This is a genomic window from Herbaspirillum sp. FG34 (genome assembly GCF_057809315.1).
This window is the reverse complement of the sequence record NZ_JBMDJS010000015.1, coordinates 51,796-66,286: the sequence shown is the minus strand read 5'-3', so window position 1 is coordinate 66,286 and position 14,491 is coordinate 51,796. Positions and strand designations below refer to the sequence as shown.

At 62.9% G+C, this 14,491-nt stretch carries 12 protein-coding genes and 1 pseudogene; 8 read left to right on the top strand and 5 right to left on the bottom strand.

The annotated features are described in order from the left end of the window. Positions 1 to 303 precede the first annotated feature (303 nt). The 8 genes and pseudogenes from ACODSZ_RS17910 to ACODSZ_RS17875 all read left to right on the top strand — a co-directional run bounded on the left by ACODSZ_RS17910 (position 304) and on the right by ACODSZ_RS17875 (position 8,990). Positions 304 to 1,659, top strand: coding sequence for an ABC transporter substrate-binding protein (locus tag ACODSZ_RS17910; protein ID WP_008334797.1), 1,356 nt, complete (start codon positions 304 to 306; stop codon positions 1,657 to 1,659). Between the two features lie 153 nt (positions 1,660 to 1,812). Then, on the top strand, positions 1,813 to 2,787 hold the full coding sequence (locus ACODSZ_RS17905; RefSeq protein WP_175342861.1) for a carbohydrate ABC transporter permease: 975 nt from the start codon (positions 1,813 to 1,815) through the stop codon (positions 2,785 to 2,787). A 32-nt stretch (positions 2,788 to 2,819) separates the two neighbouring features. Continuing rightward, positions 2,820 to 3,599: pseudogene (locus ACODSZ_RS17900) on the top strand (carbohydrate ABC transporter permease); the annotation flags it as partial. Continuing rightward, a complete protein-coding gene (locus ACODSZ_RS17895) occupies positions 3,599 to 4,324 on the top strand; it encodes an HAD family hydrolase (protein WP_241821485.1) in 726 nt (241 codons plus the stop codon). The pseudogene ACODSZ_RS17900 and the gene ACODSZ_RS17895, both read left to right, overlap by 1 nt. A 52-nt stretch (positions 4,325 to 4,376) precedes the next feature. After that, entirely contained in the window at positions 4,377 to 5,495 is a 1,119-nt protein-coding gene (locus tag ACODSZ_RS17890) for an ABC transporter ATP-binding protein (protein ID WP_488928182.1), read from the top strand. A 37-nt stretch (positions 5,496 to 5,532) separates the two neighbouring features. Beyond that, complete coding sequence (gene dalD / locus ACODSZ_RS17885; protein WP_488928181.1) at positions 5,533 to 6,966, top strand: D-arabinitol 4-dehydrogenase; 1,434 nt, start codon at positions 5,533 to 5,535, stop codon at positions 6,964 to 6,966. 70 nt (positions 6,967 to 7,036) lie between these two features. Then, on the top strand, positions 7,037 to 8,509 hold the full coding sequence (xylB, locus tag ACODSZ_RS17880; RefSeq protein ID WP_008334811.1) for a xylulokinase: 1,473 nt from the start codon (positions 7,037 to 7,039) through the stop codon (positions 8,507 to 8,509). Between the two features lie 19 nt (positions 8,510 to 8,528). Beyond that, positions 8,529 to 8,990 carry a GNAT family N-acetyltransferase gene (locus tag ACODSZ_RS17875; RefSeq protein WP_008334812.1) on the top strand — a complete coding sequence of 154 codons (462 nt, stop codon included), beginning with the start codon at positions 8,529 to 8,531 and terminating at the stop codon, positions 8,988 to 8,990. Between the two features lie 41 nt (positions 8,991 to 9,031). On the opposite strand, the gene ACODSZ_RS17870 is transcribed toward ACODSZ_RS17875, so the two are convergent. The 5 genes from ACODSZ_RS17870 to ACODSZ_RS17850 all read right to left on the bottom strand — a co-directional run bounded on the left by ACODSZ_RS17870 (position 9,032) and on the right by ACODSZ_RS17850 (position 13,978). Continuing rightward, complete coding sequence (locus ACODSZ_RS17870; protein ID WP_008334814.1) at positions 9,032 to 10,594, bottom strand: methyl-accepting chemotaxis protein; 1,563 nt, start codon at positions 10,592 to 10,594, stop codon at positions 9,032 to 9,034. Between the two features lie 158 nt (positions 10,595 to 10,752). Continuing rightward, a complete protein-coding gene (locus ACODSZ_RS17865; protein WP_008334820.1) occupies positions 10,753 to 11,556 on the bottom strand; it encodes a BPSS1780 family membrane protein in 804 nt (267 codons plus the stop codon). Positions 11,557 to 11,567: 11 nt separating this feature from the next. After that, the gene (locus tag ACODSZ_RS17860; RefSeq protein ID WP_488928180.1) at positions 11,568 to 12,521 is read right to left on the bottom strand and encodes a homoserine kinase; all 954 of its coding nucleotides are present in this window, start codon (positions 12,519 to 12,521) and stop codon (positions 11,568 to 11,570) included. 175 nt (positions 12,522 to 12,696) lie between these two features. Beyond that, a complete protein-coding gene (locus tag ACODSZ_RS17855) occupies positions 12,697 to 13,134 on the bottom strand; it encodes a hypothetical protein (protein WP_488928179.1) in 438 nt (145 codons plus the stop codon). A 148-nt stretch (positions 13,135 to 13,282) separates the two neighbouring features. Further along, positions 13,283 to 13,978: a hypothetical protein gene (locus tag ACODSZ_RS17850; RefSeq protein ID WP_175342857.1), complete on the bottom strand. Its 696-nt coding sequence runs from the start codon at positions 13,976 to 13,978 to the stop codon at positions 13,283 to 13,285. Positions 13,979 to 14,491 lie beyond the last annotated feature (513 nt).

Genomic DNA, 14,491 nt, shown 5'->3' with positions numbered 1-14,491 from the left:
CCGCCATGACCATGCAGGCGGGCGCGGACTGTCTCTGTGATGTTGATCGGGGTGAATTCCCTGCTGGGTCGCCATTTTACGGCCAGTTGACCACGCCATTATTGCGAAGCTTGGGCAAATGCTCAATCGAAAAGCAAATGCTTGACATGAATTCGAGAATCGATGAATATTTGCCCATAAAAATAATATTTGCTCAAAACTCGTTCGCAAAAATCGCCTTTCCCTGCATGCGTGCATGGGCCTGACCGGCCGCTGCCACCCAGGAAGAACGTGCAGGAGGGCCCATAACATTCGGAGACCAGCATGTCCAAACTCGTGCGCCCTCGTGCGTCCGGCTTCACCCGCGTTCGCTTCACCCTGGCCGCTGCGGCCATCTCGACTCTGTTTGCTGCCGGGCTGGCGCAGGCCGAGCCGGTGACGCTGAACATCGCGTCCATCAACAACCCCGACATGATCGAGCTGCAGAAGCTGGCACCGGCCTTCGAGAAGGCCCATCCCGACATCAAGCTGCGCTGGGTCACGATGGAAGAGAGCGTGCTGCGCCAGCGTTTGACCACTGACATCGCCACCAACAGCGGTCAGTTCGACCTGATGACCATCGGTGCATATGAAGCGCCGATCTGGGCCAAGAAAGGCTGGCTGGCGCCGATGACCGGCCTGCCGGCGGACTACGATGAAGCCGACCTGATCAAGCCGGTGCGCGAAGGACTGACGGTCGATGGCAAGCTCTACGCGCTGCCGTTCTACGCCGAAAGCTCGATGACCTATTACCGCAAGGATCTGTTCGAGCAAAAGAAGCTGACCATGCCGCAGCGTCCGACCTGGGACGAGATCGCCAAGCTGGCCGCGCAACTGCATGATCCGGCCAAGGGGGTCTATGGCATCTGCCTGCGCGGCCGCGCCGGCTGGGGTGAGAACATGGCCATCATCACCACCATGGCCAATGCCTGGGGTGGTCGCTGGTTCGATGAGAAGTGGCAGCCGCAGCTGTCTTCGCCGGAGTGGAAGAAGTCGGTCAATTTCTATGTCGACCTGATGCGCAAGTACGGTCCGCCGGGCGCCAGCTCCAATGGTTTCAATGAAAACCTGGTGCTGTTCTCCAGCGGCAAGTGCGGCATGTGGGTCGATGCCACGGTGGCCGCCGGCATGCTCTATCACGGCAAGGATTCCAAGGTCTCCGACAAGACCGCCTTTGCGCCGGCGCCGATGCAGGTGACCGACAAGGGTTCGCACTGGTTGTGGATCTGGTCGCTGGCCGTACCGAAGTCCTCCAAATCGCAGGACGCGGCCAGGAAGTTTGCCGCCTGGGCCACCTCCAGGGAATACATCAACCTGGTGGCCAAGGATTCCGGTTGGGCCCTGGTGCCGCCGGGTACGCGCAACTCGACCTATGCCTCGGCCGAGTACAAGAAGGTCTCGCCCTTCTCCGACTTCGTGCTCGATGCGATCCAGACGGCGGATGCCAACAAGCCGACCTTGAAGCCGGTGCCCTATACCGGTGTGCAGTTCGCCACCATCCCCGAGTTCCAGTCGATCGGAACCGTCACCGGCCAGGCCATTGCCGGTGCGCTGGCCGGCAAGACCAGTGCCGACGCCGCACTGGATGCAGCCCAGGCTCAGGCCGTGCGGATGATGCGCCAGGGGCGCTACCTCAAGTAAGGCGTCGCGCAGGTCCTTCCGATGGCATGCAGCGTGCTGCATGCCCCGCGCGCGGTGTGAGCGGCATGCCTCTATGCCGACCGGCACCGCGCCGTTCTCCCCGGCTGCCCGCTGCTTGCGAGCAGGCAGCCGGATTGAAATGCCGAGGCCGTCATGTCCACGATCCACTCCACCCAGGTGTCGTCCACCTCACCGATGATGCAGAGTTCTTCCCAGCCTGCTGCCCGCAGGCAGCAGACCAGTCCGCCGCGCAAGGAGCGCTTCAATCCCATCCGCCTGATGCAGATGCCCTCGGTGCTGATCCTGCTGGCCTGGATGATCGTGCCCCTGGCGATGACCATCTATTTCTCGGTCAATCGCTACAACCTCCTGGCACCTGACCAGACCGGTTTCGTCGGCCTGGAGAATTACGCCTTCCTGTTGCAGGACCCGGCCTTCTGGCCCTCCATTGGCAATACCGCCCTGCTGATCGGTTCGGTGCTGGCCATCAGCGTGATCGGCGGCACCTTGCTGGCGGTGCTGTTCGACCAGCCTTTCCGCGGACGCGGCATTGCGCGCCTGCTGGTCATCGGCCCCTTCTTCGTGATGCCCACGGTGGCCGCGCTGATCTGGAAGAACATGATCATGCACCCGGTCTACGGCATCCTGGCTTACGTGATGCGCCATCTGGGGCTGGAACCCATCGACTGGCTGGCCGAATTTCCCATGCTGTCGGTCATCATCATCGTGGCCTGGCAGTGGATTCCGTTTGCCTTCCTGATCCTGCTGACGGCCTTGCAGTCGCTCGATACCGACCAGAAGGAAGCCGCCCAACTGGATGGCGCGGGACCGGTGCGCATCTTCTTCTACATCGTGCTGCCGCACTTGAAGCGCGCCATCACCGTGGTGATCATGATCGAGACCATCTTCCTGCTGTCGATCTTCGCTGAAATCTTCACCACCACTGCAGGCGGCCCCGGTACGGCCACCACCAACCTGACCTTCCTGGTCTATTCGATCGGCCTGCAGCAGTTCGATATCGGTATCGCCTCGGCCGGCGGCATCTTCGCGGTGGTACTGGCCAATATCGTCTCGTTCTTCCTGGTGCGCATGCTGGCCAGGAACCTCAAGGGAGTCAACGAAAAATGAGCGATCCAAAGAAAAGCCCCCTGTGGGTAACGCTGCTGGGCTGGACCTGCGCCATCGTGCTGTTCTTCCCCATCTTCTGGGTGGCGGTGACGGCTTTCAAGACCGAATCTCAGGCCTATACACCCTCGCTGATCTTCCTGCCAACGCTGGACACCTTCCGCGAAGTCTTCAGTCGCAGCCACTACCTGGGCTATGTGCAGAATTCGCTGATCGTCTCGCTGGGCTCGACCCTGCTGTCGCTGCTGCTGGCGGTACCGGCCGCTTACTCGATGGCCTTTTTCCCGACCGGTCGCACGCAGAAGCTGCTGCTGTGGATGCTCTCCACCAAGATGATGCCGGCGGTGGGGGTGCTGATCCCGATCTACCTGCTGGCCAAGAATACCGGCCTGCTCGATACGGTGACCGGCCTGACCATCATCTACACGCTCATCAACCTGCCCATCGCGGTGTGGATGGCCTTCACCTACTTCAATGACGTGCCCAAGGAAATTCTCGAGGCAGCCCGCATCGATGGTGCCAACGCCTGGCAGGAAATGATTTACCTGCTCCTGCCGACGGCCATGCCGGGGCTGGCCTCCACGGCCCTGCTGCTGGTCATCCTGTCGTGGAATGAAGCCTTCTGGAGCCTCAACCTGACCAGCATCGATGCGGCGCCGTTGACGGTCTTCATTGCCTCCTATTCCAATCCGGAAGGATTGTTCTGGGCCAAGCTGTCGGCGGCGTCGCTGCTGGCCATTGCTCCCATCATGGCGCTGGGCTGGCTGGCACAGAAGCAGTTGGTACGCGGCCTGACCTTCGGCGCGGTGAAATGATGATGGTCCGTCAGGCGATCACCCATCTGATCTGTGACTGCGACGGCGTATTGCTCGACAGCGAGAGCATCGCGCTGCGCGTGCTGCATCGTGAATTGCTGCCGCTGCTGCCGGCCTGCAGCGGGGCTGACGACGCGCAGCATGAGGCACAGCGCAGTGCCGCCCTGCATAGCGCCATTGCGCATCGTCTGGGCATGTACACCGACATCCTGCTGGGCGAAGTCGATATGGAATTCGAGCTGGGTCTGGATGCGATCCGCACCGAGCGTATCCATCAGAGCGTGGCGCTGGCCTGCGGCGAAGAAGCGCAGCCGGTGCCGGGCGTGGTCGAGGCCTTGCAGGCGATCCGCCTGCCGCGCGCGGTGGCCAGCAACAGCGACGCACCACGCATCGAGGCGGGCCTGCGTCGCTGCGGTTTGTATCCGCAGTTTGCCGGACGGATCTACAGCGGTCACGATGTGGCCCATCCCAAGCCTGCGCCGGATGTGTATCTCGCCGCTGCCGCCGGATTCGGCGTCGAACCGGCGCGTTGCGTGGCGGTCGATGACAGCGTCACTGGCGTGCGAGCGGCGGTGGCCGCCGGCATGCACGTACTGGGCTTCACCGGCGTGGCGCATGACCGCAAGGCGATGGCGCGCAAACTGAAGGAGGCCGGTGCGCATCAGGTCTTCGAGGACATGAAACAGTTTCCCCAACTGGTGAGTGAATTGATCTGGCTGCGCTGAACAAGCAACAAGCAGCGCGCAGTCCCCCCTACAAGAGAACGAGGAGAATCCCATGGCAGCCGTGAGCATCAGAAATCTGGCCAAGCGCTACGACGACAACGAAGTCATGCGCGACATCAATCTGGATATCGAGGATGGCGAATTCGTCGTCTTCGTCGGTCCCTCGGGCTGCGGCAAGTCGACCTTGCTGCGCATGATCGCAGGACTCGAAGAGATCAGCGATGGCGACCTCGACATCGGCACCCGCCGCATGAACGACGTACCCGCCTCCAAGCGCGGCGTGGCCATGGTGTTCCAGTCCTATGCGCTGTATCCGCACATGAGCCTGTACGACAATATGGCTTTCGGCCTCAAGATCGCCGGCAAGTCCAAGGCCGAGATCGATGCCGCCGTCCAGCATGCGGCGAAGATTCTGCACATCGATCACCTGCTGGACCGCAAGCCCCGTGCGCTCTCCGGCGGCCAACGCCAGCGCGTGGCCATCGGTCGTGCCATCACGCGCCAGCCCAGCGTGTTCCTGTTCGATGAACCGCTGTCGAACCTGGATGCAGCCCTGCGCGTGAAGATGCGCCTGGAATTCGCCAAGCTGCATGATGAACTCAAGACCACCATGATCTACGTCACCCACGACCAGATCGAAGCCATGACCCTGGCCGACAAGATCGTGGTGCTCTCCGAGGGCCGCATCGAACAGGTGGGTTCGCCCCAGCAGCTCTACCACCATCCGGCCAATCGCTTCGTGGCCGGTTTCATCGGTTCGCCCAAGATGAACTTCATCGATGGCAGCGTGGCCGCCATCCAGGCCGAGGGTGTACAGGTGCAGTTGCCCGGTGGCGGCCTGCAATGGGCAGCCGTCGACGGCAGCACGCTGCAGGCGGGCCAGAAGGTCACGCTGGGCGTGCGTCCGGAACATCTCAACATCGCCGAAGGCCAGGCCGCGGTGCAGGCACGCTGCACGGCACTGGAACTGCTGGGCGATTTCTCTTACCTCTATGCGGCCTATGAAGGCAGCGAAGATGCGTTGATCCTGCGGGTTCCCGACAGTCTCGATCCGCCGCATGGCAGCCTCTTGCACCTGGCCGCTGATCCGGCGCGCTGCCACCTGTTCGGTGCCGACGGTCAGGCCTTGCCGCGCCTGGCATCGAGCGGGGCGGCGCAGCGCCAGCATTGACCTCTCCGTACATTCACTTCATCGACAAGGACCAGGCATGACCCGTACCGCCACCTCTCCCGACCAGGACGCCGCTGACAGCCTGACCTGGCTGCACATCGGCGCCGGCTCCTTCCATCGCGCCCATCAGGCGGTCTACCTCAATGCCTTGCGCGAGAGTGGTGCCGACCGTCGCTGGCAACTGGCGCTGGCCAATATCCGCGCCGACATGAGCCCGCTGCTGGAGGCGCTGGCGCGCCAGCAGGGCCAGTACACGCTGGAAACCGTCACGCCCCAGGGTGAGCGCAGCTACCAGCGCATCGCCGCCATCGGCCGCATCCTGCCGTGGGATGCGCAGCTCAAGCAACTGATCGCTGCTGGTGCCGAAGAACGTACCCGCATCATCTCCTTCACCGTGACCGAAGGCGGCTACTACCTCGACCACCACTACCAGCTCGACACCGGCAACCCCGACCTGGCCGATGATCTGCGTTGCGCCCTCGATGGCAGCGGTACGCCCCGCACCATCTACGGCGCGATTGCCGCGATCCTGCGTGCGCGCAGCCAGGCGCATCCGCAAGCGGCCCTGACGCTCCTGAACTGTGACAACCTGCGCCACAATGGCGAGCGTTTTCGTGATGGCCTGCGCCAGTTCCTGAGGCTGCGCGGCGAGACCGCACTGGTGGCCTGGATGGAGGCCAACACCAGCAGCCCGAACGCCATGGTGGACCGCATCACACCCCGCCCAACACCGGCGGTTGCGGCCCGTGTGAAGGAAAAGACAGGTGTCGACGATCCCTGCGCCCTGATGGGCGAGTCCTTCATCCAATGGGTGATCGAAGACGACTTCAAGGCCGGTCGTCCACGCCTGGAGGCGGCGGGTGTGGAGATGGTGCAGTCAGTGCTGCCCTATGAGGAAGCCAAGATCCGCATTCTCAATGCCAGCCATAGCTGCATTGCCTGGGCCGGTACGCTGGTTGGGCTGCAATACATCCACGAGGGCACGCTGCGCGACGATATCGGCCAGATGGCGCATGACTACGTAACGCAGGACGTGATCCCCTGTCTCACGCCCAGCCCCATCGACCTGGCGGCGTACCGCGATACGACGCTGGCGCGCTTCTCCAACCCGGCCATCCAGGACACCAACCAGCGCGTGGCCGCCGATGGCTATTCCAAGATCCCCGGCTTCATCCGTCCGACCTTGCAGGAGAGCCTCGATGCGGGCCGTCATCCGCAGGCCACCGCCATGCTGCCAGCCCTGTTCCTGGCCTTCCTGCAGCGCTGGGCGGCTGGCCAGCTGCCTTACGAATACCAGGACGGCATCTTCGATGCAGCCGCTGTGCGCCGCATGCTGGAGGCCGAGGATGTCGTGCTGGCTTTCTGTCAGGATGCCGTGCTGTGGGGCGAACTGGCCGGTGATGCGCGGCTGGTGGCGCTGGTACGTACGGCCCATGAGCGCGTGCAGCAGTGGCTGACGCAGGCGCGCTGAGGCTGCCCTTTGTGGGCGAGGCAGCATAGAATTGCCGTTCCGTGACGGATAACGAATAACGAGGAGCACCATGTATCTTGGGATCGACCTGGGTACGTCCGAGGTCAAGGCGGTGGTGATTGACGACGCGGGCGCGCTGCTGGCATTGGCCGGAAGTACGCTGAGCGTCTCGCGCCCGCATCCGCGCTGGTCCGAGCAGAACCCTGCCGATTGGTGGCAGGCCACCTGTGCCACCGTGGACAAGCTGCGCGAGCAGCTCGGCAGTGAGCGTTTCGGCAGCATCCGCGCCATTGGCCTGTCGGGTCAGATGCACGGGGCGGTGTTGCTGGATGCGCAGGATGCCGTGCTGCGTCCGGCCATCCTCTGGAGCGATTCGCGCAGTGCTCCTGAATGCGCCGAGCTGGAACGCCGCGCGCCGCGCCTGCATGGCATCGCCGGTAACCTGGCCATGCCGGGCTTCACCGCGCCCAAGCTGCTATGGGTGGCGCGGCATGAGCCGCAGCTGTTTGCGCGCATCGCTACCGTGCTGCTGCCCAAGGATTGGCTGCGTTTGATGATGACCGGTGGCAAGGTCTCCGATCCGTCGGATGCGGCGGGCACGCTGTGGCTGGATGTGGAAGGACGCAACTGGTCCGATGAATTGCTGGCCGCCTCGGGCATGCGGCGCGACCAGATGCCCATGCTGGTCGATGGCAGTGCGGTGTCCGGTACGTTGTTGCCGGAAGTGGCGCAGGCGTGGGGGCTGGATGCGGACGTCATCGTTGCTGGTGGTGCTGGCGATGGTGCGGCCAGTGCGGTCGGGATCGGTGCAGTCAGGCCGGGTGATGGCTTCCTTTCGCTGGGCACCTCGGGCGTGCTGTTCGTGGTCAATGACCGCTTCCGCCCGAATCCAGGACGCGCGATTCACGCCTTCTGTCATACGCTGCCGCAGCGCTGGCACCAGATGAGCGTGATGCTTTCGGCGGCCAGTTGCCTGCGCTGGTTCTGCCGTCTGTGTTCGGTGGACGAGAAAAGCCTGCTGGCCGAGATCGAGCAACTCGATGAAGAAGCGCGCAACAATGCCCCATTGTTCCTGCCGTATCTCTCGGGCGAGCGCACGCCCCACAATGATCCCTATGCGACCGGCGTCTTCCACGGGCTGACCCCGGAACACCAGCGTGCCGCCCTCGGTTATGCGGTACTCGAGGGCGTGGCCTTCGGCATGGTGGATGGGTTGGATGCACTGCGTGCAGCGGGCACGGATGTGGCCGAATTGTCGCTGGTAGGGGGTGGAGCGCGTAGCGTCTATTGGGCACAATTGCTCGCCGATGCGCTGGAGGTCCGCATCGTCACGCACGTGGGTAGTGAAGCCGGTGGTGCGCTGGGTGCGGCACGGCTGGCCTGGCTGGCCGATGGGGGGGACGAAGCCGAGGTCTGCCGCAAACCGGCCCGGCAGGCGCTGTACCAGCCGGATGCGGCAAGGCATGCGGCCCTGCAGGTGCGCTTGCAACGCTATCGGGCCATCTATGCGCCGTTTGCACCCTTGCACGGGGAGGGCCCTTAACTTCAATCAGAGGAGAGATATGCAGGTCATCGAATGCAGTGAAGCCCAGCTCGATATCCTGGCCAGCTTGTTCAACGACTACCGAATCTTCTATGAATATCAGGACGACTTGCCGGCATGTCGTCACTTTCTGGAAGAGAACTTGCGATTGCGTCGGTCTTCGATGTTCTTGTTGATCGATGACGCGGGAAACGCGATTGCTTTCGCGCAGTGCTATCCCGCAACTTGTTCACTGAGCATGCGCCCTTACCAGTATCTTTCCGATCTGTATGTCATCCACAGTGCGCGCCAGCAAGGCCATGGCCGCACGCTGATGAAGTATCTCCGCGATCACTTCAGCGCGCGGGGGGCGCAAAGGATCACGCTCGATACCGCTACGACCAACTTGACCGCCCAGCGACTTTACGAAGCGCTGGGCTATGAGCGGGAGCAGGTCTATATCACTTATCACCAGGTGCTGGCGGGAGCTGCACAGCCCTGAGCGAGCCCGTCGCTACAGATCCGCTATCCGGGTGTAGCGTCTCATCGCCGCTTGAACTTGAACACCGAAATCGCCTGCAGCAGACGCATGGTCTGCTCTTCCAGGCTGGTGGCGGCGGCCGCCGCTTCTTCCACCAGCGAGGCATTCTGCTGGGTGCTGGCATCCATCTGCGTGATGGCTTCGTGCACCTGGTTGATGCCCGCGCTCTGCTGCTGGGTCGCTTCGTTGATCTCGCTCATGATGCCCGAGACCCGCTGCACCGACGCCACGATGTCGCGCATGGTGCTGCTGGCCTGCTCGACCTGGCGGTTGCCTACTTCCACCTTGGCTACCGAGTCGTCGATCAACTGCTTGATCTCCTTGGCCGCTGCCGCCGAGCGCTGCGCCAGCATGCGCACTTCCGAGGCCACCACGGCAAAGCCGCGGCCCTGCTCGCCGGCACGCGCTGCTTCCACGGCGGCGTTGAGCGCCAGAATGTTGGTCTGGAAGGCGATGCTGTCGATGAGGCCAATGATGTCGACGATCTTGTTGGAGGATTCGCTGATCTCGTTCATCGTCGTGCCGGTGCTGGCCACGGCATCGCCACCGCGCATGGCAATGGCCGATGCGGTGCCGGCCAGCTCGTTGGCCTGGCCCGCGTGATCGGCATTCTGGCGCACTGTCCCGGCCAGCTGGTGCATGCTCGACGCGGTTTCTTCGAGGTTGGCCGCCTGCTGTTCGGTCCGGCGCGACAGGTCCATGTTGCCGGTAGCGATTTCGCGCGTGGCCAGGTTGATGGTCTCGACGTTGGAGCGCACGTCGCCGATGATGGCGGTCAGATTTACATTCATCTGGCGCAGCGAGGCCAGCAGGCGCCCCAGCTCATCATGGCGGGCACTCTCGATGCGCACCGAGAGATCGCCACCGGTGATGGCATGCGTAATGTCCAGCGCCTGCTGCAAAGGCTTGATGAGCGCGGCGCGCAGGGCGATCCACTGCACCACCGACAGCAGTGCCGCGGCCGCCGCCAGCGCGCTGATCCACCACTGGTGCAGCGTCATCATGCCGGCCACCACGACCGCGATCTGGATGGCCAGCATCACGCCCATGGAAAGATTGAGGCGCGTATTCAACTGCATGCGGCCGAGCTTTCCCAGCCATCCTGCCAGTCCCGTGCGCACCACCTCGCCGCGATGCAGGGCGATCCCCTTGGCCTGACCGCGCCGGATGCGGGCGTAGAGTTGCTCCGCTCCCTCCACGGCTGCGCGTTCAGGCTTGGTCCGCACCGACATGTAGCCGACCACCTGGCCGTTCTCGCGGATGGGCGTGACGTTGGCACGGACCCAGTAATGGTCACCGTTCTTGCTGCGGTTCTTGACCAGCCCGGTCCAGGGCGTACCACCTTTGATCGTGGCCCACATGTCGGCGAAGGCTTCGGACGGCATGTCGGGATGACGGATCAGGTTTTGCGGCGCGCCCAGCAATTCCTCTTCCTCGAAACCGCTGATTTCGATGAAGTAGGGATTGACGTAGGTGATGTTGCCCTGGAGATCGGTCTTGGAAACGATGGCCCGGCCATCGATGAGCAGGCGCTCCTGTCCTGTGACCGGCATGTTCATGCGCATCTGGTACCCCCGTGTAAGAAGCTGTGTGGTGATGGAAAGTCCAACTGGCGGGGGGGCGGTCGAGCAGGCAGCGTTCGCCTTTCCCTTGCGAACGCTTCGAGCCGGGCGCGCCAGGCAGCGACAGCCTGGCGCAGGTCCCGTCTGACGGGAATGAGGCGTCAGGCGGTAGGATTGTCTCCGGATTGCGGGCTGTCGGACCCTCTGCGGGGCTTTCCGAAGACGCTAGTGTAGGTCGGATAGAACGAGCAGTACATGATGACCGTCAATATTATCGAGATCGGCAGCAAAATGAAGAACACCACCGTGATGCTGCCGGTCAGCAGCGTGATGACCATGCTGATGACGGTGGGGACCACGATGGCGATCACGATCCAGGCCAGGCCGTAGAGCAGGAAAGCGCCACCGGCACGGCGTACCGTGAAGAAGCTGTAGAACAGGGCTTTGCCCAGCGGCATCTGCTGCCACATGATCAGGGGCGCCGCGTACCAGAAGGCCATGGCGGCCGGTACATAGAGGGCGGCGGCCACCAGCATGGCCATGCGCATGCTGCCGGCGGCGCTTTCCAGTTCCTTGGTCGACAGCCCGCCACCCATCATGGCTTTCCAGAAGGTGCCGCCATCGGCCAGTGCCGAGGCTGCCACCACCAGCGTGGCCACCAACAGGTAGAGCAGGCCGAGTTTCAACAGCGTATTGCGCGCCGGGCTGCGAAAGCCCACCAGCAGCAGGTTGGGGAAGACCCGTTCACCGCGCTCGATCTGGGCGCAGGCCTGCATGAAGGACATCGAGAACAGCGGGATGAGGATCAGCGGCAGCATCTGGCCGAGCACCGGGATGATGCCCAGGGCCAGCATCAGGAACATGTAGGCGAAGAACAGCGTCGAGATCTCGGCCGGTTGTTTTCTGAACAAGGCGAAGCCCTGTTTGACCCAGGACCAGCCGGTGTGTGCGGGGATCTTTTCCATGGTTCCAGTGCTTACAGCGATGGTGGCGCATCCTGGATGCGCAGGCGCAGGATGCGTTCGAAGTGCGTGGGATCATGCGGCGTGAGCATTTCGGCTTCGCGCGGCAGGTAGAAATCGTACAGGCGCGACAGCCAGAAGCGCAGGGCGGCGGCACGCAGCATGGGCTGCCAGGCAATGCGCTCGGCCTCCGAGAACGGACGCACGGCGCGATAGGCGGCCAGCATGGCATCGCTGCGGGTGGTGTCAAGTACGCCCGTGTCCAGGTCGACGCACCAGTCGTTGACGGTCACGGCCAGGTCGAAGAGCCAGGTATCGCAGCCGGCGAAATAGAAATCGAAGATGCCCGAGAGCTGCTCGCCCACGAACATCGCATTGTTGCGGAACAGGTCGGCATGCACCGGACCGCGCGGCAGGGCGCGGTAGTCGGCGGTGGCGGCGAAGTCCTTCTGGTACTGCACTTCACTGGCGAGCAACTGGCCCAGTTCGGTCGGCAGGAAGGGCAGTACGGCCGGGGTGGTCTCCAGCCACCAGGCCAGGCCGCGCAGGTTGGGCTGCAGGATCTTGAAATCCTTGGCTGCCAGGTGCATGCGCGCCAGCATGTCGCCCAGAGCGGCGCAGTGCACCGGTTGCGGCTCCAGCTGGGACTGGCCTTCGAGCTTGCTGACGATGGCCGCCGGCTTGTCGTTGAGCAGACTGACGATGGCGCCCTTGTCGTTGGGCACCGGCGCGGGTACTGGAATGCCGCGTTGTGCCAGGTGGCGCATCAGTTCCAGGTAGAAGGGCAGCTGTTCGATGTGCAGCTTCTCGAACAGGGTGAGTACGTATTCACCGCGCTCCGTGCCGATGAAGAAATTGCTGTTTTCGATGCCCGAGGAGATGCCCTTGATCGAGGTGGCGCGGCCGAGCGGGAATTGTTCAATCCAGTCCGAGAGTTGTTCCAGACTGACCGGTGTAAAGACTGCCATGACGAAAATGAAAAGAGGGTACTGGCTGAGGCGCATTGCCGACAGGTCCGGCAGCTGCGCGAGGCAGGCGGCAGATACGCCGACCTTCCTGTTCCTGGACCGGCCGCGCAGTGCGGCCGGCTAACGTGGTAGTGCATGCGCCCTTCACCGCAGAGGCAAGGGCGCGATCACGGGATCACTTCTTGGTGGTGTCGTCGGTTTCGCCTTGCTGGGGCTTTTTCACGCCCCAGTCGAACTCGCCGACCTTCCACTGGGCCGAGCTGGGTGGCGGGCTTTGTGCATCGCCGGGGGTGGAGCCGCCCAGTTGCGGATTGGGGCGGATGTAATAGGTGCTGGGGCCGGACTTGACCTCGATTTCCTTGGTCTGGCCGTGGTCACGGCGTTCCTTGATGCTGTTGCCCTGATTGCGGCTGTCTTCGCCGGGCTTGCGGATGGTCACGGCTGGCGGTTCGCCTTCTTCCAGCTTCTCCAGTTCGGGCGGCGGCGGAGCGGGCTGGGCAGCCAGGCCGGCGGACGGGGTTTGCGCCAGGGCCAGCGGCGCGGCCAGGCCAGCCGATGCGCACAGCAGCAGCGCTGCCAGGGACTCTTTGAACCGGAGTTGGGATGGTTTCATGATCGTGTGAAGAAAAAGGGGGTGTCGTTTTCTTCATTGTAGCAAACCATCAAGGTCTGGCCCTCGCGTTTCTTCACAGGAATGGTTAATTGGACAACGTTCTGATGCGAGCACGTACGCTGGTTTGCACAGTACCCTGCCGCCGATGCTAGTCCAGCAGCGGGATGCGGGTACTGAGCCAGTCTGCCAGGGTGGGCGGCATGGGAACGACCTTGACGAAATCTTCATCTTCGCCTTCGCTGGCATCGAAGTAGGCGAAGTGGTCGCGTGCATAGTCCAGCAGCACGGGGTAGGGGCCGCCCCATCGCACGGTGAAGTAACGTACTGCGCGCCATTCGCCCTTTTCATCGAAGATGCGCAGGCGGATGTGGTCGCGCCGGTCGGCATCGCTGCCGCTGCCGCACAATTCAATGCGAAACTGTTCGCCCCGGTACTCGCGCAGGCCGCCATTGAGCTTCTGGGTGTACATCTCGCATTGCCGGTAGTGCGGGCGGGTAGTGGTGACCAGCGCGATGGCCACGCCATAGCTCATCAACAGCATGTAGAGCAGGGTGGTGGTCTGGTAGGCCGGACGCCAGCGCGGCTTGGCCAGCACGATGACGCGGCCCATACCGTAGTAGAAGGCCGCCAGGGTGATGCTCATGAGCCCGGCCGTCAGCCAGTAGAGCGCCTCCCGATGCTGCAGCAGGGCGGCCCGTCCGGGGTGGAGTCCCCATTCGTGCAGGATCGCCGGCGGCAGCAACAGCATGGCTACACCCGCGGCGATCGGCACCAGGCTCAGGAACAGCCCGGCGTAGAGCGTACTCAAGAGCAGCTGGGTAAGGTAGACGCGGGCGACCGGCATGATGGTACAAGGGGAAAATGAAATGAATCTTCACGTAGTTGCCTTGCATCATGAATTCTCACGCGGTCGTTTCAAATCGTACGTTGGTGAGGGAAGTGAAGATTTTTGCACTCATGGGGGGTGAGCGGCTTGTGGGAGGTGACGTTTAGGCGGGGGTGGTATTGGCGTATGAGGGGGGATGTGAAATGTCAGGCATTTTTCCGCCCGCTGCCATTGAGTTTCCGAGTAATCAGGGCGCATTGAGCGAAGTGTGGTGCAAAGACGCCGGCAATCTCAGGATGAGTGCCGACAGCGAGGCGGCGCAGCTACAGACGAGCGGTGAAGTGACATTTTTATGTTGACGATTGCACCCGCCCAGATTGGAAAGAAGTTGAAAGAAGTCGTATTGCATGCCAGCTGTAATGCTTGCCGCAACAAAGGTAAACAGAGGTATTGACGTGCTGAGGCGATCACCCCAAGGTGGAGGCATGAAGAGCGTCTTCTCATAGTCAGGGTCGTCGACGTCGAAATATC